Source organism: Onishia taeanensis, from assembly GCF_900100755.1.
In the GTDB taxonomy this organism is placed as follows: Bacteria; Pseudomonadota; Gammaproteobacteria; order Pseudomonadales; family Halomonadaceae; genus Onishia; species Onishia taeanensis.
Genome location: NZ_FNCI01000001.1, coordinates 440,530 through 462,198, shown reverse-complemented (window position 1 = coordinate 462,198; position 21,669 = coordinate 440,530). Strand labels below are relative to the sequence as shown.

At 60.6% G+C, this 21,669-nt stretch carries 20 protein-coding genes; 6 read left to right on the top strand and 14 right to left on the bottom strand.

What is annotated here, in order from left to right:
* Positions 1-115 precede the first annotated feature (115 nt).
* The 3 genes from BLR71_RS02180 to BLR71_RS02170 all read right to left on the bottom strand — a co-directional run bounded on the left by BLR71_RS02180 (position 116) and on the right by BLR71_RS02170 (position 2,946).
* Entirely contained in the window at positions 116-1,111 is a 996-nt protein-coding gene (locus BLR71_RS02180) for a metallophosphoesterase (protein WP_175491600.1), read from the bottom strand.
* Between the two features lies 1 nt (position 1,112).
* Complete coding sequence (locus BLR71_RS02175; RefSeq protein WP_092522611.1) at positions 1,113-1,994, bottom strand: NAD(+) kinase; 882 nt, start codon at positions 1,992-1,994, stop codon at positions 1,113-1,115.
* A 73-nt stretch (positions 1,995-2,067) separates the two neighbouring features.
* Complete coding sequence (locus BLR71_RS02170) at positions 2,068-2,946, bottom strand: carboxylate/amino acid/amine transporter (protein ID WP_092522609.1); 879 nt, start codon at positions 2,944-2,946, stop codon at positions 2,068-2,070.
* Positions 2,947-2,971: 25 nt separating this feature from the next.
* On the opposite strand from BLR71_RS02170, the gene BLR71_RS02165 reads away from it, so the two are divergent.
* Complete coding sequence (locus BLR71_RS02165) at positions 2,972-3,445, top strand: DUF6314 family protein (RefSeq protein ID WP_092522608.1); 474 nt, start codon at positions 2,972-2,974, stop codon at positions 3,443-3,445.
* Positions 3,446-3,543: 98 nt separating this feature from the next.
* Here the strand turns inward: BLR71_RS02165 and BLR71_RS02160 are convergent, their stop codons facing one another.
* The 9 genes from BLR71_RS02160 to BLR71_RS02120 all read right to left on the bottom strand — a co-directional run bounded on the left by BLR71_RS02160 (position 3,544) and on the right by BLR71_RS02120 (position 14,089).
* The gene (locus tag BLR71_RS02160) at positions 3,544-5,244 is read right to left on the bottom strand and encodes a glycerol-3-phosphate dehydrogenase/oxidase (RefSeq protein WP_092522606.1); all 1,701 of its coding nucleotides are present in this window, start codon (positions 5,242-5,244) and stop codon (positions 3,544-3,546) included.
* Positions 5,245-5,420: 176 nt separating this feature from the next.
* Complete coding sequence (glpK, locus tag BLR71_RS02155; RefSeq protein ID WP_092522604.1) at positions 5,421-6,929, bottom strand: glycerol kinase GlpK; 1,509 nt, start codon at positions 6,927-6,929, stop codon at positions 5,421-5,423.
* A gap of 130 nt (positions 6,930-7,059) precedes the next feature.
* Positions 7,060-8,787, bottom strand: a complete 1,728-nt coding sequence (locus tag BLR71_RS02150) for an ABC transporter substrate-binding protein (protein ID WP_092522602.1) — start codon at positions 8,785-8,787, stop codon at positions 7,060-7,062.
* A 55-nt stretch (positions 8,788-8,842) separates the two neighbouring features.
* Positions 8,843-9,115 (bottom strand): DUF2160 domain-containing protein, encoded by a 273-nt coding sequence (locus BLR71_RS02145; protein ID WP_092522600.1) that lies wholly within the window; start codon positions 9,113-9,115, stop codon positions 8,843-8,845.
* A 12-nt stretch (positions 9,116-9,127) separates the two neighbouring features.
* Complete coding sequence (locus BLR71_RS02140) at positions 9,128-10,021, bottom strand: carbohydrate ABC transporter permease (RefSeq protein WP_092522598.1); 894 nt, start codon at positions 10,019-10,021, stop codon at positions 9,128-9,130.
* A gap of 1 nt (position 10,022) precedes the next feature.
* Complete coding sequence (locus tag BLR71_RS02135) at positions 10,023-10,901, bottom strand: carbohydrate ABC transporter permease (protein WP_092522596.1); 879 nt, start codon at positions 10,899-10,901, stop codon at positions 10,023-10,025.
* Positions 10,894-11,994, bottom strand: a complete 1,101-nt coding sequence (locus BLR71_RS02130) for an ABC transporter ATP-binding protein (protein ID WP_092522594.1) — start codon at positions 11,992-11,994, stop codon at positions 10,894-10,896. The genes BLR71_RS02135 and BLR71_RS02130 overlap by 8 nt, the downstream gene beginning before the upstream one ends.
* Position 11,995: 1 nt before the next feature.
* Positions 11,996-13,084, bottom strand: coding sequence for an ABC transporter ATP-binding protein (locus BLR71_RS02125; protein ID WP_092522592.1), 1,089 nt, complete (start codon positions 13,082-13,084; stop codon positions 11,996-11,998).
* A 705-nt stretch (positions 13,085-13,789) separates the two neighbouring features.
* Entirely contained in the window at positions 13,790-14,089 is a 300-nt protein-coding gene (locus BLR71_RS02120) for a hypothetical protein (protein ID WP_175491599.1), read from the bottom strand.
* A gap of 342 nt (positions 14,090-14,431) precedes the next feature.
* Between BLR71_RS02120 and BLR71_RS02115 the strand changes: the two genes are divergently transcribed.
* The 5 genes from BLR71_RS02115 (at position 14,432) to BLR71_RS02095 (ending at position 20,251) form a co-directional block, all read left to right on the top strand.
* Positions 14,432-15,901 (top strand): dihydrolipoyl dehydrogenase, encoded by a 1,470-nt coding sequence (locus tag BLR71_RS02115; RefSeq protein ID WP_092522590.1) that lies wholly within the window; start codon positions 14,432-14,434, stop codon positions 15,899-15,901.
* Between the two features lie 58 nt (positions 15,902-15,959).
* Positions 15,960-16,373, top strand: coding sequence for a CBS domain-containing protein (locus BLR71_RS02110; protein WP_092522588.1), 414 nt, complete (start codon positions 15,960-15,962; stop codon positions 16,371-16,373).
* A 613-nt stretch (positions 16,374-16,986) separates the two neighbouring features.
* On the top strand, positions 16,987-18,654 hold the full coding sequence (locus BLR71_RS02105) for an autotransporter family protein (RefSeq protein ID WP_139172522.1): 1,668 nt from the start codon (positions 16,987-16,989) through the stop codon (positions 18,652-18,654).
* A 14-nt stretch (positions 18,655-18,668) separates the two neighbouring features.
* Positions 18,669-19,559 (top strand): alpha/beta hydrolase, encoded by an 891-nt coding sequence (locus tag BLR71_RS02100; protein ID WP_245696312.1) that lies wholly within the window; start codon positions 18,669-18,671, stop codon positions 19,557-19,559.
* Between the two features lie 272 nt (positions 19,560-19,831).
* Positions 19,832-20,251 (top strand): thermonuclease family protein, encoded by a 420-nt coding sequence (locus BLR71_RS02095; RefSeq protein ID WP_092522584.1) that lies wholly within the window; start codon positions 19,832-19,834, stop codon positions 20,249-20,251.
* 463 nt (positions 20,252-20,714) lie between these two features.
* Here the strand turns inward: BLR71_RS02095 and BLR71_RS02090 are convergent, their stop codons facing one another.
* Complete coding sequence (locus tag BLR71_RS02090) at positions 20,715-21,026, bottom strand: hypothetical protein (protein ID WP_092522582.1); 312 nt, start codon at positions 21,024-21,026, stop codon at positions 20,715-20,717.
* Between the two features lie 16 nt (positions 21,027-21,042).
* Entirely contained in the window at positions 21,043-21,666 is a 624-nt protein-coding gene (locus tag BLR71_RS02085; RefSeq protein WP_092522580.1) for a hypothetical protein, read from the bottom strand.
* Positions 21,667-21,669 lie beyond the last annotated feature (3 nt).

Genomic DNA, 21,669 nt, shown 5'->3' with positions numbered 1-21,669 from the left:
AGGGAACACTTAATCTGATGCGTCTTTGGCGAAGAAGTTCATGCGCGTTGCCTAAAATGATGTAAAAGTTTGTGTGCTTACAGTGACGAATTGTTCACCCCGCCATCATGGCCGCTCAATCGAAATCGATTTCCCAGGGCCGTGGCATCGCCTGCTCGTCTCTGGGCACCTTGAGCCAGACGAAGTGATTGGCATTCAATTGAGCTTCGCCGCTCCAGCGATAGGCCACCAGGCGGCCGAACTTCACCGCGCTGTAATCGAGACAGGCCACGTTGGGGGCCGGCAGTGCCGGGATGCCCTCGCACCAGTAGTGGCCGATAAACAGCGGCGGTTCGTCGGGTCCGTAGTAGCTCAGCCGGGCACGCTCGCTATCGCTCAAGGCCCGAAGCTCAAGATCACCGGGCAGGTTGTCCGGCTGGAAGACCACATCGCCGTAGGTATGCGGGTCCCGGGCCCAGAAGTGGGTGCGAAAGCTGCGGCGCCGGAAACCGTCCCCGGAATGAATCTCCAGGTTATCGGGCAGCATCAAATGGCTACCGCGGGTCAGCCGGTCCATGATCGCGAAGGCCTTGGTGCCGTGCTTCGCTGACTCGCGCAGGAAGGCCTCATCCATGCGCCCGTCAGGGCGCTCGAGCCGAAAGGCATCGATCAACGACTGATCCCAACAGGCGTGCACCACCCGCAGACCATCTCGCTCCAAAAACAGCGGAATCTGCATGAACCAGGCCAGCGTATCGTCCCACTCGTTCAGGTGATCGCTGTACTGCTCGAGGGTATCCTTGATGATGCGGTTATGACGCGGTGTATGGGCCCGCAGGAAGCCCCCTTCCGGATCACGCCCGCAATACGCCAGGGCGTTGTATTCGTGATTGCCCAAGACGATATGCGCTTCGCCGGCCTCGACCATGCGCCGAGCGATGTTGACGGCCAGGCGAATGCGCGGGCCGCGGTCGATCAAATCCCCCAGGAAGATTACCCGCCGTCGCGGATGGCGATAGACGCCTTGGCGCAAGTGATAGCCGAGTTTCTCGAGCAGCGCGGCCAGGGTGGCGCCGCAGCCGTGCACGTCGCCGATCAGATCATAGCCTTCGATGCCGTCGCTCATGGCCATCTCAATCTCCCAGCCTGCTGCTCCAGCCGAGCTTGCTGCGGCAGACCTCATAGAAATTGTGGCCCAGTGGATGCACCAGTTTCAGCCGCTCGGGCTTCCTGCGCACATAGAGAATGTCGTCGGGTTTGGATACGACCCGGGTTTGACCGTCACAGCTGACGTGGGGATAGGCTTCGTTGGTCTCGCCGATATGAATGCGGATTTCGGAGCTGGCATCCACCACGATGGGACGGCTGGACAGAGTATGCGGGAACATCGGCACCAGGGTGATGGCTTCAATGCTGGGGTGCACGATAGGGCCGCCACCGGAGAGCGCGTAGGCGGTGGAGCCCGTCGGGGTGGCGATGATCAGGCCATCGCTGCGCTGGCTGTAGACGAACTGGTCGTCGATGAAGAGCTCGAACTCGATCATGCGCACCGCCTTGCCGGGATGCATGACCACGTCGTTGAGGGATTCGGCGCTGCCGACCAGCGTATCGTTACGATAGACCTCGGCATCGAGCAGGAAGCGTTCTTCGATCATGTAGCGGCCGGCCAGCACATCGCCGACCTTGGCCTCCAGATCGCTCGGCGAAATATCGGTCAAGAAGCCCAGCCGGCCACGGTTGACCCCCAGCACCGGCGTGCCGCTCTTGCACAGCGCTCGCGCCGCGCCCAGCAGGCTGCCATCGCCTCCGATCACGATCACCAGATCGCAGATCTCGCCGAGCATCCGCCGGCTGGCTTCCTGCTGGCCGTGATCCAACATCACGGTGGCCGTGCGGTCCTCGAGAATGACGTGATAGCCGCCTTCATCGAGAAAGCGGATCAGCCGCTTGAGCGTTTCCACTACCTTGGCACTGCCCATGCGGCCGATCAGGCCAATGTTCTTGAAGGTTGTCATGCGCGCTCCCGCCTCATCGAGCCGCCATTATGCGGACTCCCGTCGGGAGCGGCAAACCGGCCTACCGCATACCTCACGCCAGCGGCGAGACCGGCAGGCGACGCCGACGCACCCACCACTCGTTGATGGCAAGCGACGCCACGAGGATAGCCCCGCCCAGCGCCAGGCGCAGCAGATCGGCATCCCGGTTCCAGAGCGCCAGGTTGACCAGCAGGCCAGCCGGCACCAGCGCATTGTTCATGATGGCAAGCGCTCCCGCATCGACCCGGGTCGCGCCCTTGTTCCACAGGAAATAGCCAAGCCCGGAAGCGACCAGGCCAAGCCACGCCAACACGCCCCACTGCAGGCCGGTGGTCGGCAGCTTGGCAGGATTGCCAAACAGCGCGAAGGCCACCACGACCAGCGCCAGTGCGCCCAGGTAGAACCAGCCGAAGATGCTGTATTGGGGCACTTCATTTTCCAGACGCACCGCCAGGTGGCGATAGGCCACCTGACCCAGCGCGAAGCACAGGTTGGCGCCCTGCACCACCAGGAACCCCACCCAGAAACCGCTATCCACGCCCTGGTAGCGAATCACCGCCGCGCCGATCACGGCAAGCAAGGCACTGAGCAGGTAGAATGGCGTGAAACGCCCGGCCAAGGCATCGTCGATCAGGGTGACGTAGAGCGGCGTGAAGATGGTGAACAGCAGCACCTCCGGCACCGACAGCAGCAGGAACGACTGATAGAAGAAGATGTACATCAACCCCAGCTGCACGGCGCCGATCGCCATCAGCGCCAGCTTGTGTCGATTCGCCAGCAGTCGCGGCTTGAGAAACGGCAAGAACACCAGCGTCGCCAGCACGATACGCACCAGCACCGCAAAGTAGCTGTCGACCTGACCGGACAAATAGGCGCCGATCAGCGAGAACGAAAACGCCCACAGGGCCGTGACGCCCACCAGATAGCCCATTGGTTAACTCCACAAGGAAAGAAAGTTGACAAGCATTATACGCGTGCGCGCCCTGCTACCAACCATCACTCGTCTGAAATTTTCCTCGCGCTCCGGCAGCGCCTCGCAGTGCGAATGGTCCGGCGAAGGATATGGCAGCGTCACGGTGAGCGAGGACGATCAGGCACGATGCGCACCATTACGCTTCCATGAGCAGGGCCACTTCGCGCTCGCCGGACAATCCCGGGAAGTGGCGTTTCGCAATGTCTACCGCTGGGAGCTGGCAGAAGACCGCTTGCGCCTCTTCCACGAGCGCCGCGGTCGCGAGGCCGCCGTCTGGCTGTTCGACCTGGTCGAGGCCAAGCATGGCAGCGCTCTGGTGGCCGCCGAGGCGCACCTGTGCGGCGAGGATCGCTACACGGCACGACTTGAAGTGAACGCCGACGGCTTCGCGCTCGACTGGCGCATCCAGGGCCCGCGCAAGGATGAATCGATCGCCTACCGCTATTTCGTCAGCTAAGCCCGTCCGCCCTCGCCGGCTCTCTAGACCGGTTATCTAGAACGGTTCTATATACCGACTCACTAGACCGACTCACCACCCCGTTTCCTATGACGGTCTCAGCGCCATTTGAGTGACTCTGAACGGGCCGGGTTGTCGGAACTAGGGCCGGCATTAGCGTTGGTACCGGCACTCAGCACCTCGCCGACGCTCTGAGCGTGGGCGCTCACCAGATACTCCTCGAGCTTGGCCTCGGCTTCATCGCCAAACAGGATCTCGCAGGCTTCCCTGAGCCCTTGCGCCTGACGGATCTCTTCGGCACTTACCACCAGCGATATCTTCGAGCGCCTGCGCAGGAAGTCCTCGAGGCGGGTGATCATCTCGCGGCGCTGCGCCTGGCGAATCTCACAGCGCAGGTACTCGGTACCCTCGATCAGCACCTCGGCCTGACGCGGGTCTTCGCGAATTTCCTCCAGCATGTCCAACGCCTGGGCGCCATAACGCCGCCAGAGCCGCGTGCTCAAGGGCTCGTGATGATGAGGCGCCATGGCGTCCAGCCCCATCAGGCGCGCCTGATGAAAGAACTCCTCGCGCACCGCAGGCCCCGGCTCGCCATACCAGACGTAATCGGCATAGGGCACGTCTACGCCCAGTTCCTTGACCGCCGCGACGATCTCGTCACCGACATTGAGACAGTCAGTCAGCTTGCCGCCGAAGATGCTCAAGTGATGGGTAGCGGCGTCGGTATCGATGACATGCTTGCGCGAGAGCTGCAGGAAGTCCCGATCGCCCCCCGAGCTCGCCTTGACCGCCAAGGGCCGCACGCCGCAGCGGGTCGAAATGATGTCGTCCTGGGTCAGCGGTGCATCCAGGGTTAGCCGCTTGTTGATGTTATCCAGCACGAAGCGAATGTCGTCTTCGCTGACCTGCACCTCGGGGGTCTCGACCCGGGTGTCGGTGGTGCCGATACAGGTTCTTCTGCCCATGGGAATGACGAAGAACAGCCGACCATCATCGGCGAAGAAGGCCAGCACTCGCTGATGCTCGCTGAGCTGCGGCACGATCAGATGAATGCCCTTGGAATAGACGTGCTGATGCTCGGTGCGCTCGCCGCTCAAGGAGTTGTGCTGATCCACATAGGGCCCGGCGGCATTGACCACCACCTTGGCGCGAATCTCGAAGGTATCGCCGGTCATCACGTCACGGGCCTGGGTGATCCAGCGCTGCCCTTCCCGCTTGGCACCTAACGACTCGACATAGTTGGTCGCCGCGCAGCCTCGGTCCATGGCGCTGCGCACGAAGTTGAAGACAAAGCGCGCATCATTGTCGTGCAGGTAGGCATCGGAATACTCGAAGCCGCCCACGCTGCCGGCGATATCGACGATCGGCTCCCGGGCCTTGATACCCGCCGGTGACAGGTAGTGCGGGATCTTGGTGAAGCCGTTGCCGATGAACCAATAAAGCCAGCTACCCGCCCACAGGTAGCGCGGGTGATAGCGGAAACCGCTGGCGATGGTGGTCAGGAAACGAATCTCCTTGACCGTCGACGGGAAGTGCTTGATCAGATGGTTGCGACTCTTACACAGCTTGCGGACCAGCGGAAAGTCATGGCTTTCCATGTACTTGATGCCGCCCCACACCAGGTTCGATGAATGCATGCTGGTGCTGCTAGCAAAGTCGCCGCGATCAATCAGCGCCACCTTGACGCCCTTGCCCGCCAGCGCCGCCGCCGAAGCCGCGCCGTTGATGCCGCCCCCGATCACCAGGACATCGAAGTCTTCTTGCCGCTGACGGTCGAGATTATGTTTGCGCAATTGCATGATGCCGTGCCTTTGTGAAGTGGCCTTTCTCTTTGTCGAGTCATCTTTGAGGCGTGGCCTTTGTGAAATGATCTTTATGAGATGACTCGGCCATTAGGACTCAGTGAAGACGCAAGAGCCCTCTCCTCGTACCCCCCTCCTTCTTTTAATAACGCGTCATAGCGAGCAACGCAGGCCTACTCGAGCGGCGCGTCCCAGGCCTTGGATAGCTCCACCGCCCGATGCCAGCGCCGATAGAGAGCGGTACGATCCGCCTCAGGCATGCCCGGCTGGTAACACTGGGCGAGCTGCCACTTGGCATCGATCTCGGCGCGATCCTTCCAGAAGCCGGTCGCCAAGCCCGCGAGATAGGCAGCGCCCAGCGCCGTGGTCTCGGTGATCCGCGGCACCTTGACCGGCACGCCCAAGGTGTCGGCCTGGAACTGCATCAGGAAGGTATTCACCGCCCCGCCGCCATCGGCGCGCAGCTCCTTGAGAGGGATGCCGGACTCATCGACCATGATCTCGACGATATCCCGCGTCTGGTAGGCAATGCTCTCCAGCACCGCCCGGGCGATATGTGCCTTGGTCGTGCCCCGGGTGACCCCAAGCAGGGTGCCCCGCGCATAGGGGTCCCAGTGCGGCGCGCCTAGCCCGGTCAGGGCCGGCACGAAATAGACGTTGTCATTGCCCGACAGCGATAGCGCCATACGCTCGGTGTCGGCGGCATCGTCGATGATATTGAGCTCGTCACGCAGCCACTGCACCGCCGCGCCGGTGACGAAGATCGCCCCTTCCAGGGCGTATTCCACCGGCTCATCGCCGATGCGCCAAGCGATGGTCGAAAGCAGCCCGTGCTGGCTGGCCACCGGCTGGGTGCCGGTATTCATCAGCAGGAAGCTTCCGGTGCCATAGGTGTTCTTGGCCATGCCCTCGCCGTGGCAGGCTTCGCCGAATAGCGCCGCCTGCTGGTCGCCGGCGATACCGGCCACCGGCACGCGGGCGCCGAAGAAGGCCTCTGGGTCGGTTTCACCGAAGACCTCGGCGGAGGATTTGACCTCGGGCAGGATCCCCGCCGGCACCCTGAGCAGGTCCAACAGCTCCTGGTCCCATTCGAGGCGATGTATGTTGTACATCAGGGTACGCGAGGCATTGGATACATCGGTGACATGCACTCGCCCGCCGGTCAGCTTGTGGACCAGCCAGCTGTCGATGGTGCCAAAGGCAAGCTCGCCGCGTTCGGCGCGCTCACGCAGGCCGCTGACGTTGTCTAACAGCCAGCGCACCTTGGTACCGGAAAAATAGGGGTCGCAAACCAACCCGGTCTTGTCGCGGAAGGTGGCTTCATGCCCCTCCTCGCGTAGCGTCTCGCAGATACCTGCCGCACGGCGGTCCTGCCAGACAATGGCGCGGTGAACCGGCTCGCCGGTTTCGCGATCCCAAAGCAGTGTGGTCTCGCGTTGATTGGCGATACCGATGCCGACAATGTGTTGGGGAAGAATATCGGCGCGATTGAGCGCCTCCTGGACAACCTGATGCGTGACGCTCCAGATCATCTGTGCATCGTGCTCGACCCAGCCAGGCTTGGGGTAGTACTGCTGAAACTCCCGGTAGGCCCGGCCCCGGGCGATGCCGTCGTGGTCGAAGACCAGCACCGTCGAGCCCGTGGTGCCCTGGTCGATGGCCAGGATATAGCCCTTGTTCATGCAATCACCTTGGCATCACCTCGGCCCGCGAAGGGGACGAGGCAGTACCTTGCCGGTTGACGATAGTCCGATGGTCCATAGTCCGGTAGAAATTGGGCGGCCGCTGTGGCCGCCCTTTGGCGATGGAGCCTTACTGCTGCCAGGACTGGATCAGCTCGTCGTAGGGAACGGTAGTGCCCGTAGGCATTTCGTTGTCGAGCTTGGCCTTCGGCGAGCCGGGCTGGCTCAGCCAGTACTCCGGGTCACGCTCTTCGTTGAGCTTGGGCTCGAAGGTAGCGAACACCTTGGCACGCGCCAGCCGCGACATGATGTTGTCGAGATCGCCAGCCAGGTTGTCCAGGGCTTCCTTGGGGGAAATATCACCGCTGACCGCCGGCGCCAGGTTCTGCCACCACAGCGGTGCCATGCGTGGATAGTCAGGCACGTTGGTGCTCGACGGGCTCCACTTGGCCTGCTCCGGGCTGCGATAGAACTCCACCAGGCCACCCAACTTGGGCGCCATTTCGGTCATCTCCTCGGAGAAGACGTCGGAACGGCGAATCGGCGTCAGGCCAGCCATCAGCTTCTCGAGCGATACCGTCTTGGAGGTAGTGAACTGGGCGTACAGCCAGGCCGCAGTGCGACGGTCCTCGGGCGTGGAATCGAAGAAGGTCCAGGAACCCACATCCTGATAGCCAACCTTCATGCCTTCCTCCCAGTACGGGCCGGTCGGCGAAGGCGCCATGCGCCACTTCGGGTTGCCCTCGTCATCGGTGACCGGCACATCGGGACTGGTCATATCGGCGGTGAAGGCGGTGTACCAGAACATCTGCTGGGCGATCTGGCCCTGTGCAGGTACTGGGCCAGCCTCACCGAACGTCATGCCCTGAGCTTCGGGCGGCGCATAGTCACGCAGCCAGTCGACCATCTTGGTGACGGCGAATATCGAGGCCGGCGAGTTGGTGGCACCACCGCGGCTCACGCTGGCCCCCACCGGACGGCTGTCTTCGTCGACGCGGATACCCCAGTCATCCACCGGATTACCGAAGGGCACGCCCGGGCTGCCCATACCGGCCATCGACAGCCAGGAGTCATGGAAGCGCCAGCCAAGCGACGGATCGCGACGCCCGTAGTCCATATGGCCGTAGACCTTCTGGCCGTCGAGCTCGCCGACATCGTTGGTAAAGAACTCGGCGATGTCTTGATAGGCGGTCCAGTTGGTCGGCACCCCAAGCTCATAGCCGTATTTCTCACGGAATTGCTTCTGCAGGTCCTCGCGCTGGAACCAGTCATAGCGGAACCAGTACAGGTTGGCGAACTGCTGGTCGGGCAACTGATAGATATCACCATCCGGCCCAGTGGTGTACTGGATGCCGATGAAGTCGTCCAGATCCAGGGTCGGCAAGGTGTAATCGGCCCACTCGTTCTCCATCGCTTTGGACAGGTTAATAGTGGTGCCATAGCGAATATGCGTGCCGATGGAGTCCGAATCGTTGACGTAGCCATCGTAGATGTTGCGACCCGACTGCATCTGGGTCTGCATGTTGTTGACGACGTCACCCTCGCCAATGATGTTGTGGGTGAGTTCGATGCCGGTCAGTTCCGTGAAGGCCTTGGACAGCACATCACGCTCGTAGACGTGAGTGGTCAAGCCTTCGGAGACCACGTTGATCTCCATGCCGCGGAAGGGCTCGGCGGCCTTGGCGAACCACTCGAGTTCGGCTTCTTGCTGCTCTCGGCTCAACGTCGAGTGCTGAAAGTTCTCGTCGATCAGCCGGTCGATGACAGCCTGAGTGTCGGGATTGTCGGCGTGCGCTGAGCCACTGGCTAGCATTACGCCAGCCGCCAGCACAGAGAGTCGCATTCTTGTCGGTATCATAATGACCTCTTCTTATTGAAGTGCTTACTTGAAGGAGTCGCTCCTTCCACCCAGATCACCCCCAACGGATCAGTACCAGCAACCACAGTACCGAACCTGCAAGGGCCCACCAGATACTCAGAGGCGTGAAGCCCACCACCATCAAGTGCAGATAGGCAGCGGACAGCAGCCCGATAAAGAGACGATCGCCGCGCGTAGTCGAGATCGGCAGAAAGCCCTTGCGCTCGACCGTTGGCTGCACCACCTCCCAAACCGTCATACCCACGAGCATCGCCGCAATGACGGAAAAGAAGACCGTGGTCGGCAGCGTCCATACCATCCATTCCATGACGCGCCCTCCTCAGGTGCGGCCCAGGGCGAAGCCCTTGGCGATGTGATTGCGAACGAAGTAGACCACCAGGATGCCGGGCACGATGGTCAGCACACCGGCCGCGGCCAGCGTGCCCCAGTCGATCCCGGAGGCCGTCGAGGTGCTGGTCATCACCGAGGCAATCGGCTGCGCGTTGGTCGAGGTCAGCGTGCTGGCCAGCAGCAGCTCGACCCACGAGAACATAAACAGGAAGAACAGCGTCACGCCGATCCCCGAGCGAATCATCGGGATGAAGATCCGCACGAAGAAGCGCGGGAAGCTGTAGCCATCGATGAAGGCGGTCTCGTCGATTTCCTTGGGCACGCTGCTCATGAAGCCTTCTAGAATCCAGATCGCCAGGGGAATGTTGAACAGACAGTGCGCCAGCGCCACCGCGATATGGGTATCGAAGAGCCCAACGGTGTAATAGAGCTGGAAATACGGCAGCAGGAAGACGGCGGGCGGCGCCATCAGATTGGTCAGCAGCCAGAAGAACAGGTGCTTGTCGCCGATGAAGTGGTAACGACTGAACGCATAGGCCGCCGGCAATGCCACCAGAATACTGATCACCATGTTCATCGCCACATAGGTGATCGAGTTCACATAGCCCATGTACCAAGTCTCAGTGGTAAAGATCTTGGTGTAGTGCTCGAGGGTGAAGTTATCCGGCCACAGGGTTAGGCCACCGAGAATCTCAGTATTGGACTGGAACGACATGTTCATCAGCCAATAGATCGGCAGCAGGACGAACAGCAGATACAGGCACAGCAGCAGCTTGGGACGCAGGCGCCCCGGCACGGCCCGCGCCTTGCGGCGGCGCCGCTTGTCTTCAACGGCGGCCCGCTGGCGCACTTCGCTAGGAGTCGTGGGCTTGGACTGACTCATCTTAGGCGCCCCCCTCTTTGTCTTTCTGCATGTTCATGATCGCGGTGTAGAACACCCAGCTGACCAGCAGGATGATCAGGAAGTAGATCAACGAGAAGGCGGCGGAAGGCCCCAGGTCCTGCTGGCCGATCGCCATGGTGGTCAGCGACTGGCTGAGGAAAGTGGTCGAGCTTCCTGGCCCGCCGCCGGTCAGCACGAAAGGCTCGGCGTAGATCATGAAAGAGTGCATGAAGCGCAGCAGCACTCCGATCACCAGCACATTGGTCAGCTTGGGCAGTTGGATGAAGCGAAACACCGCCCAGCGCGAGGCGCGGTCGATACGTGCCGCCTGATAGTAGGCTTCCGGAATCGAGCGCAGACCGCTGTAGCACAAAAGCGCGATCAGCGGCGTCCAGTGCCAGACATCCATGATGATGATGGTGCCCCAGGCATCCACGGCGCTGCGGGTGATGTTGTACTCATAGCCCAGCTCGCGAAGCCCCCAGCCCATCAGGCCGATATCGCCGCGGGTAAAGATCTGCCAGATGCTACCCACCACGTTCCAGGGGATCAGCAGCGGCAGCGTCACCAGGATCAGCACCGCCGAGGCCTGCCAGCCCTTCTTGGGCATCAATAGGGCGATGCCGATACCCAGCGGCACCTCGATGCACAGCACCGTCAGCGAGAAGGCGAACTGGCGCAGCAACGCCGACTGCAGGGCCGGATCGTTGAGCATCTGCACGAACCATTCCGTGCCCGTGAAGAAGCGGGTATTGGCGTCGAAAACGTCCTGCACCGAATAGTTGACGACGGTCATCAACGGAATGATCGCCGAGAAGGCCACCAGCGCCAGCATCGGCAGGATCAGCAGCCAGGCCTTGTTGTCGTAGACCTTATTCATGGTCGGTCTCCACACGGTATTCGTCGATATAGACGCCCAGGCGCGCCTGCGGGAAGCGGATATAAGCCTTGCCCTTGGGCGTGGCCTGATCCTCGTCGATACGCGCCTTGAGGGTCACATCGCCAAGCGCCAGCGTCAGGATCGAATAGGTTCCCAGGTCCTGGGCGTTCACCACCTCGACCGCCAGCGAGTCTTCCTGGGCGGTCTCGAAGACCTCCACGAAGTCCGGGCGGATACCGAGGCGAATGTTGTCGGAGGAACTGCGGGCGATGATGTCCCGCACCTTGGGGGCAACCGGCACGACCACCTCGCCACAGCGAACCTGGTCGTCCTTCACCGAGACATCGAGCAGATTCATGCCGGGGCTGCCGATGAAGTAGCCCACGAAGGTATGCGCCGGGCGCTCGTAAAGCTCACGAGGCGTGCCGAACTGCACCACCTGGCCTTCGTACATCACCGCTATCTTGTCGGCGAAGGTCGAGGCTTCCAACTGATCGTGGGTCACATAGACCATGGTGATGTTGAAGCGCCGGTGAATCTCCTTGAGCTTGCGGCGCAGCTTCCACTTGAGCTGCGGGTCGATCACGGTCAGCGGCTCGTCGAAGAGAATCGCCGAGACGTCTTCGCGCACCAGGCCGCGGCCCATGGAGACCTTCTGCTTTTCATCGGCGGTCAGGTTCTTGGCCTTGCGCTTGAGCTGGGGCGTCAGCTCCAGCACGTCGGCCACCTCGAGCACCTTCTCGCGGATCTGCGTTTCACTCATGCCGGCGTTACGCAGCGGGAACGCCAGGTTGTCGAAGACCGTCATGGTGTCGTACACCACCGGGAACTGGAAAACCTGGGCGATGTTGCGCTGCTCGGGTGGCAGCGAATTAACGCGTTCGCCGTCGAACAGCACTTCACCGCTGGAAGGCTCGAGCAGACCGGAGATGATGTTGAGCAAGGTCGACTTGCCACAGCCGGATGGCCCCAGCAAGGCATAGGCGCCGCCCTGGTGCCAGACATGATCCATCTCGCGGATCGCATAATCTTCCGGCCCGGACGGCGACGGCAGATAGGAATGGGCGAGTTGCCGCAGGGTAATTTCAGCCATCTTAGAGGCCTCCCAAATGCGCCGGAATATGCACCACGCCGCCCTGCCGATCGAAGGCATAGACCTTGTGCGTGGGCACGTAGAGAGTGACCCGGTCGTCAGGGTCGAACTCGTGAACGCCTTCCAGCAGCACCGTCATTTCGAAGCGCTCGTTATGCACGTGGAGGAAGGTTTCCGAGCCGCTTAGCTCGGCCAGGTCGACGCGCATCTCGAGCGCCAGATCGTCGTCTGCCTGAGGATGCAGCGCGATGTGCGAGGCGCGAATGCCGAAGCGAAAATCCCCCTCGCCCAGCGTGCGAAGGTCGTCATTGAGCGGGAACTGGATGCCACCATCGAGCTGCACCTCGCGCCCGGCGATGCGCCCATCGACGATATTGATCGGCGGCTCCGAAAACATCTCGGCGGCAAGAATGTCCTGCGGACGGTGATAGACCTCTTCGGTCGGACCGTACTGCAGCAGGCGCCCCTCGTGCAGCACGGCGGTATTGCCCCCCAGCGCCAGCGCCTCGCCGGGCTCGGTGGTCGCATAGACCGCGATGCAGTGGCGTTCGCTGAACAAGGTGCGCAGTTCGTCCCGCAGTTCTTCACGCAGCTTGTAATCCAGGTTGACCAGGGGCTCGTCGAAAAGAATGACGTCGGCTTCCTTGACCAGCGCACGGCCCATGGCGGTGCGCTGCTGCTGGCCACCGGACAGTTCCAGCGGAAAGCGGTCCAGCAGATGATCGATGCGCAGCATCTCAGCGGTCTCACGCACGCGGCGATCGATTTCAGCGTTGGCGACCTTGGCCAGCCTGAGCGGTGAAGCAATGTTCTCGAAGACGCTCAGCGCCGGGTAGTTGATGAACTGCTGGTACACCATCGAGACATTGCGGCGGCGCACGGAAACGCCGGTCACGTCACGACCGTCCATCATGATGCGCCCGCGGGTCGGGACTTCCAGACCCGCCATCAGGCGCATCAGCGTTGTCTTGCCTGCCAGGGTGCGACCTAGCAGCACGTTGAACGACCCCGGGGCCAACTCCATATTGACGCCATCGATATGGGTGGCGCCGTTGACCACGTGGTCGATGTTCTCAAGGATCAGGGACATGTCGTTCTCATGGGCAGCAGGGGTGAATCAGCGCGAGACAGCCTGCGAGCAGACGTCGCGCGACATGGCAGCGGAGAGATCAATAACACCAGACGAGCTCCTGTTTTGTTGTTGTAAGAAGCGATTCAGGAGGACAAGTGCACATCAGCGCATCTTGATGTTCGCTTACAAACATACGAACACTCGAGGATGTTCGTTTCAGTGCTCAGACTAGTCGAGAGGGGATATGGCGGCAACGCAAACTGGCCGCCCATAGCTTATACCTTGGTCTACAAGGCCCTAAAAATCAGTAAAATGATCGAAAGTCGCGAGAAAAATACCAGAGCGGCAAGACATTTTCGCTTTCGATCACGAAGAAGAAGACGAAGCGAACATTCGACGGCACATGACAGCGCCACCGAAGCGTGGATGGGTCAAGGCGGAGAAACATCGCATCAGGACAAGTAGGCGGGAGGCGGCGCTTGGCAGCGAGTGAAAAGCCAGCCATCCAAGCCAGCCTTTCAAGCGTGTTAGCTGAATAGCGCCGATCGGCGAGCCCCAGGGGGCGGGTGAGTCCGGCAGGGCTCGGATTTGGGCAAGTTAAATCAAGCAGGCTTGGGTGTAGTGCGCTGGAGGTAGTGAGCCGTATTGTTAAGTGAGTGAGAGCGAGCCGAGAGACTTGCGTGCGTCAGGGGCTCCCTTTTTCACCGGCCCTCCCCTACCGGCCTAACGTCCGCTCATAGCGCTCTCATCACCCTGCTCGCCTGATGGCTTCGACTGACTATCGCCTGCCTTTGCCTTGCCGTGCGCCTTGGGATCGATTTTCTGCCCAAGCTCCTCGGCGCCTTCAGCTAAGGATTCGTGGTAGCGAGACCAGTCCTCCCAATCGTGCGGGGTGCCACTGCGCGGGCGATGCTGCCCGGCCTCGATCGCCCTGGACCAGGCCAACTCCTCGAGGGTATTGGGTTTTTCCTCATCCTTGTCCAGATCGATACCTTTCTTGGCAAGATATTGGCGAGCGTCCATAGGGTCTCTCCTGTTAACTCTTATCGAGGTTGCGGCTATCAGGGCCTACCCTGACAAACCAGCCGCAACCGTGCCGGAACTGGCCGGACTGGAACCATTCTACTCTTCATGACTCAAGTCAGTGACGGGTGTTTCATCATCGAAAACTATCGCGAACTTCAAATCAATCAAATTCCTCTCTTACTGACGCATCTGGATACTGGTAGGCGTTTCGCATCAGGCAGCGGCACCTGAGGCTCGAGTCATCGTCGACCTTGCCGACCTGGCGCATGGTAAATGCTGCCAGTTTCGCCCCTCAGCCGCGCCGCTGCTCGCTCACTCAATAGGAAATGGAAGCTGGATATGCAAGAACGTCAGGTTGATGTCGCCATCATCGGGGCCGGCACCGCTGGCCTTGGCGCCTACCGAGCCGCCAAGCAGCACACCGATTCCGTGGTCATGATCGAAGGTGGGCCTTACGGTACTACCTGCGCCCGCGTGGGCTGCATGCCTTCGAAACTCTTGATCGCCGCTGCCGAGGCCGCCCACCAGGCCGCCGATACCGACGCCTTCGGCATCCGCATCAATGGCGAGATCAGCGTCGATGGTGAAGCGGTCATGGCACGCGTGAAAAGCGAACGCGATCGCTTCGTCGGCTTCGTGCTCGACTCGGTCCAGCGCATCCCCGCCGGCGACAAGCTCACTGGCTATGCCCGCTTTGAAGGCCCCAATACGCTGGTCGTCGATGACCACACCCGCGTACACGCCAAACGGGTGGTGATCGCCAGCGGTTCACGTCCCAGCTACCCCGGCTTCTTCGAGGCGGCCGGCGACCGCCTGGTCATCAACGACGACGTCTTCGAATGGGACAGCCTGCCGGAGTCGGTTGCCGTCTTTGGCCCCGGCGTCATCGGCCTCGAGCTCGGCCAGGCATTGCACCGCCTTGGCGTGCGGCTGAGAGTGTTCGGCGTCGGCGGCGCCTTGGGCCCTCTGCAAGATGAGGCCGTGCGCGAGGTCGCGGATCGCACCTTCAATCAAGAGCTCTACGTCGACCCCGATGCCAAGGTCGAGGCCATCGAGCGTGACGGCGACAGCGTGGTGGTGACCTTCATCGAGCGCCACAGCGGCGAGCGACTGACCGAGCGCTTCGACTACCTGCTCGCGGCAACCGGGCGTCGTCCCAACGTCGACCGGCTCGGGATCGAGAACGCCAACCTGACGCTCAACGACAAGGGCGTGCCGAGCTACAACAGCTTTACCCTGCAGTGTCGCAATGCCAACGGCAGCCCCAGCCATATCTTCATCGCCGGCGACGCCGACCAAGACCTGCCGCTGCTGCACGAAGCCAGCGACGAAGGGCGCATCGCCGGCGACAACGCCGGGCGCTACCCGGAAATGCGTGCCGGCCAGCGCCGCACACCGTTGGCGGTAGTGTTTAGCGATCCACAGATGGCAACGGTCGGGCTCAGCTATGCTGAACTCGAAAGGCGTTACGGCGGATGTGACTGCCTGGCCAGCGGCGAAGTGTCTTTCGAAGGCCAGGGCCGCTCGCGGGTGATGCGCGTCAACAAGGGGCTGTTGCGGGTTTATGCCGAACAGGGCAGCGGGCTCTTCCTTGGCGCCGAGATCTTTGGCCCCCGAGCCGAGCACCTGGCCCACTTGCTGGCCTGGGCACAGCAACAGCGCATGACCGTCGCCCAAATGCTGGAGATGCCGTTCTATCACCCGGTCATCGAAGAAGGTCTGCGTACCGCTCTTCGTGACCTGAACGCCAATCTGCAGCTTGGCTCTCGGATCATCGAGCGCTGCATGGAGTGTGGACCGGGCGACTGACCCATCCCGGAACCCAGTGAGGCAACGGGTCACTACCGTTGAAGCGAGGAGACTGACGATGCCACAGACCGCTCCCAGTATCGTACGCGATATCATGTCCCGCGATTGCTACCGGGTGACCGGTAACACCTCGGTCACCCAACTGGTCAAAGGCCTTGCGCTGCACCGGCTGCCAGGCGTTCCGGTCGTCGATGACCGGGACCACCTGATCGGCTTCATCTCCGAACAGGACGTGCTCGGCAAGCTCTTGCAGAGCGCCTATCTCAACGACGAGGCGCCACTGGTCAGGGAGTTGATGCGCCACGAAGTGCTGTCGGTGACGCCTGCCAAGAGCATCACCGACCTTGCCCAGGAAATGCTCGGCACCAAGCCCAAGGTCTATCCGGTCGTGGAACAGGAGCGGCTGGTGGGCATCGTCACCCGCCGTGACATCCTCAGCGCCATTCTGCAAATGCGCGGCGGCCCCCACTAGACGGCCGCTGCCACCCCTTCCCCAGCATCACCACGGAACAACGCGGCCCGGCCTTTATTCAAGGCCGGGCCGTGCTCGTTGCGCCTGGATGGCCGAGCGCACCAGCCCCACCGTACGGACAAAAAAAACGCCATGTGAGGACACATGGCGGTAAGGATCGGAACCTGAGTAGGTCACTCCTCGCAGCGACTGCTATCGCCAAGGAATTCGTACTCACCATCTGTGACCACGCCCTGGCGAAAACTATCCATCCTGATGGAAAAAATTCTGAGGCTGCCTCGAGGTCGCCGACCTCGAGGGGTCTTTGACCCGCCACGACCGTCGTGCGAATGCTCGCACTGGTGCCTTAGCGAATGCCATGCCCAGGGACTGATCGCTATCACTCGACCAGCATCGCTCGGCATCCACTCGGTGGCTGCTTCTGTGCAGTAGGCACCAGCAGTTTGCTTGTCACAGATCAGCTTACATGAGGAAGAAAAAAAGTATCGTCAGCTAGCATGCTTTTTTGCCAAGCATCTCATCTTTTTGTGGTATTAAAGCGTTACCAGCCTGGTACTACCCGTGCCGCTAAAAAAATTACATAACGCAACAAGGCTTTCCTGAGGTCAACAACGTGAAAACTATTGATATGCGCTTCCTCGGCACCACTTCGCTGCTGGTTTTCGGCATGGGCGCACTATCTTCTCAGGCTCTGGCTGCACCTAGCATAGAGACCAACTTCAATGTCACCGCCGATATGGGCGACATTCAGAGCATCGTTATCAATAGCGCTACTAATGGCTGGAGAAATGCCGGCACGGCGTCAGGCAGTACGCCTTCTACGTATCGCTATGTCGCCATTAACTTCACCACTAACGCCACCGGCAGCTTCACCTTCGGGCAAAACGCATATCCCATCGATACCACCATGGCGGTCTACTACAACGACGCCTTCGATCTGAACGACCTGGTGGATGCCGACGCCTACAATGACGATGGCTCGGATTCAAGCAAGCAATGCGGTGGTTATCGTTGCCCTCAGGTTACCGCTGAGTTGGTTGAAGGCCAGCGCAACACGCTAGTGATTTCAACTTACAACCCCGCTACCGGCGATAGCCTCATCCTGCCAATCTCGGCCTACGCCATCGGCCCCGGAAACGTGCTCTTCACGCTTTATACTGCCGAAGAGCTCAATACTGCCGAAGAGCTCAGCGTATTTGACAGTGCCTCGTCGTTGAAGAACTTTACCGCCTACGATGCCGCCAGGATCATCGACTCCAACCCAGCACTGCGAACTCTCTTCTCGGAGCTAGAAGGCGATACGCAGGTCTCCACCGCCGCGAGCCAGACCCTGCCACTGCTCGGCGCCAGCAGCTATCAAGTGACTCAGGGCACACTGGCGGCCATGAATCGCACCGTTGGAACTCGTCAGGCAGAGCTACGCGGCCTGTCATCGGGCGATGGCATTCTTAGTGACCGGCAACTGTGGGTGAAGCCATTCGGCTCTTGGGTACGTCAGGACGACCGCAACGGCGTCTCGGGCTACGACGCCAATACTGCCGGCCTGATGCTAGGCATAGATGCCGATGCCAACCAGTATTTGCGGGTAGGCGGTGCCTTTGCCTACGCATCCAGTGATGTAGACAGCAACTCGCACCAGGTACCACAAAGCCTGGACGTGGAGAGCTACCAATTGATCGGCTACGGCACCTATACGCTGGCGGCCGACACCGACGTCACCTTCCAGGTTGATACCGGCCTGAACAAAAATGAAAGCAGCCGCACCCTCGCTTTCACCGGTAACACGGCTGAAGCTGACTATGACAGTCACACCGCTCACCTGGGGCTAGGGCTACACCAAAACTATCGTATCAGCGACGCTAACCTGGTAGTTGCCTCAGCACTTGCTGACTACACCTGGATCCACGACGACGATTATCGTGAAAGCGGTGCCGGTGACTTGAACCTGGATGTCGGCAGCCGAACGACAGAGGCATTGGTCGTGGGGCTGCGTGGAGAGCTGATCCATGAGCTAACCGCAAACGTCCGCCTCAATGCAAGCCTTGGTGGCGGTTACGACCTTATTGATGAAGATGCCGCCATTACTTCAGCCTACGCCGGTGCATCCTCATCCACGTTTACGACCGAGGGCCTTGATCTAGATCCCTGGACGGCTCAGGCGGGTGCCGGCCTTACCTATCTGGCCGTAAACGGTGTCGACATCAGCGCTCAATACCAGACGGAACATCGCTCCGATTTCCGCAACCAGACGGCCTCTCTCCGGCTCCGCTGGCCGCTCTGATCTTCACGATGGACATGAGTGGAAACCCGAACCGTCACTTGGCGACAACGCTGGCAAGAAAGGGGCTGTACATTCTGCTGATTGCGCTGGCAGGGTGTGCTGGCGCGCCTTCCTGGGAGGAGCGTCAGCAGCATGCCGACGCCCTCGCCAATGCCCGGCAATGGCACAGGATAGTCGTGCCTTCCCGCCCCTTTGCGCTTGCCACCTATCAACCGTCGGTGATCGGCGCAGACGAATCTCTCACTATTTATATAGAGGGGGATGGTTTCGCCTGGCGCACACCGACCTCTCCTTCGCGCAACCCAACGCCTTTGGAGCCAGTCGCCCTCAAGCTGGCATTGCATCACCCCCATGGCAAGGCCGCTTACCTTGCTAGGCCATGCATGTTTGCAGTTGGCCAGACGGCCGGCTGCGATCCGGCCTACTGGACTGGGCGCCGATTCTCACAGGAGGTGGTAGATAGCACCAACAATGCCATCGACCTGCTCAAGACGACCTTCAAGGCCAACACCCTGGTACTGGTCGGTTACTCCGGCGGAGGCGCGATAGCAAGCCTCGTGGCCGCCAGCAGAGATGATGTGGCCCGCCTGATCACCGTAGCCGGCAACCTGGACCCAGAGGCATGGGCGCGCCAGCACCGCATTACGCCACTAGAAGGCTCGCTAAACCCAGCCGACGTCACAGGCGAAATTGCCGACCTCCCCCAATGGCATTTTATTGGTGGTAACGACCGAATTGTCCCAGCCGACATCGCTAAAAGCTTCGCCGCGAGCTTTCCGGACACACGCAATGTTCACTTGGTCACCCTGGACGGCTTCACGCATTCCTGCTGCTGGGCCAACGTCTGGGAAGAGCTGTTGGGCGACGTGGGGCCTGTCTCACGCCATCCCGCCGAAAAACGGTAAAACAAGCACTTATAGGGCAAAAGGAAAGAATAACGCGAGACAGCTTGCAACGCCTAACTATTTGGATTTACTATCGAAATCGGCTCGCGGGTGTAGCTCAATGGTAGAGCCGAACCCATCCAAATTATGCCTGCAAATCAAAGCCCTACCCCTTTGTCTGTCTGACATATTCCTAACTGTCTAACGAATTACGGCCTCCGCCTTCCCAAGCATCAGACGGTATGCGCACCATAGCCGCATTCTTTGGTCAGTATTGGGAGTGACTCGGAGACATGATTCGGACCTTTATAGCGGCCCTCACCCTAGCGCCCAGCTTAGCCCTAGCCGAGTACGGCTCTGCCGATGTCGATCGTGTAACCTCGATCTATGACGGGGACACATTTCGTGCAGACATCGCCGGTTGGCCTGATGTCATCGGAGAGCGAATCCCGGTTAGGGTTGCCGGTGTCGACACTCCGGAGATCCGCGGGTCATGTGAGGCAGAGAAGCGAGCAGCTCGTCGGGCCAAGCAGTTCACCGTAGCTAGACTGCGAGAGGCCAATAGCATCACTCTCGAGGAAATTGAGCGAGGCAAGTATTTCCGGGTGGTGGCGCACGTAATAGTCGATGGGAAGGATCTTGGAGAAATGCTGATCGACGAGGGTATGGGCGTGCACTACGGAGGCGGTACAAAGTCGACCTGGTGTGGTTAAGCACCATGCAAACTACCTATCAGATACTGCAGTGGCGAAAGCGCCTTGAGCGGCGTGGTTGGTACAACGGTAGACGCTTCTCGCCCCCCAGATACGAACTGATCGAATATCACGCCGTATGGAATGGAAAGATCTTTAGCGGGCGCTGTCGCCTTTCCGAATGCAATGCCGACGACTACTGGCGACCCGGTAGCCACGTCTACCTGCTGAGCCGCGGGCTAGAACTCGATGTCAGTGAAGCATTATGGCGAAGGGTTAAGTCATGCTGATACCCGGAACGCAAAAACGCCCCTGCCATTAAGGCCGGGGCGCTGTCATTTTAAAGCGGCGTCAGGAAGCCAGCGGCGGCGGCGCGGTAGTCCTAGGCGTCGCAGGCCGCCTGCTGTCCAGAATCGCGTATAGTCGCGGTTTCGTCACGAAGTGAGGCCGATTCGGCTGCCTCGGCACGCACCAGTGCGAGCGCTTAGACGATCTCGTCCTGTATCGCGCTTGAATCCACCGGCACCAGTGCCGCCTGCAGCACCTCGGGAAGCGTGGCTTCGCTGAACGAGTCAGCGGTCACACTGCCTAGGCGCACGCGGTGGCCACTCTCGATCCAGTGGACGTTGTAAAACCCCGCCTCAAGGTCGATAAGATATGTGCCGTCTTCCTGAGTGGTGAAATGCGCATCAGAGCCGGCTAGCACCCCATTCATTGTGGTGGTGGTGGCCTCGAATGAGATGGTAGCGTTCGCCAATGGGCCACTTGCATTGTAGAGAGTACCGATCAGGCGCATGGGGTTCCTCGGTCATTCAGACGTTGCTTAGGGCTACGTTGTAGGCGGTCTCAACACTGTAATCTTCCGGCGCTTGGATGCCTGGGATCTTGGCCAATACCACGCTCTTAGCGTCATAGGCACAATCAAGCGCGCCAAAAATGGCGTCGAATATGCCCTGCATATCGTCGACGCTCTCGACGCTGATCGACTCGTTGCCAGCGAACCACTGGAATGGCAGTTTTTTCACGCCGCGCTTGACGGCATCAAGCGTGCCCTGGGCATTGATCCGCGCTTCAACGTCGATGGCGATTACCACCCCTCGATGTGACGTAGTCCCATTGCAGTATGAGTCATGCACGCGTGATAAATCGGCGCGCAGATCATCGTGAGTGACCTCGGCGGGCGGCGCTTCCGGCTCGGGGTCCGGTTCTGTCTCATGCATCGGCTCGCGATCGGCCGGCTCGATCTCCACCAGCGCCCAGGCGCCAGCGCGGAAAATGCGGCGAAAGCCTGCCTGGGGCTCGGGCGGCGCGATTGGCGTGGCGTGGGCGGGGATTAGGTACTCGCCGGGCTCCATGGGCGACGGGTCGGCCTCACCCTGGCCCATGTATTCGCCAGTATAGGGGTGATAGTGATAGATAGGCAGCGTATCGGTCATGTC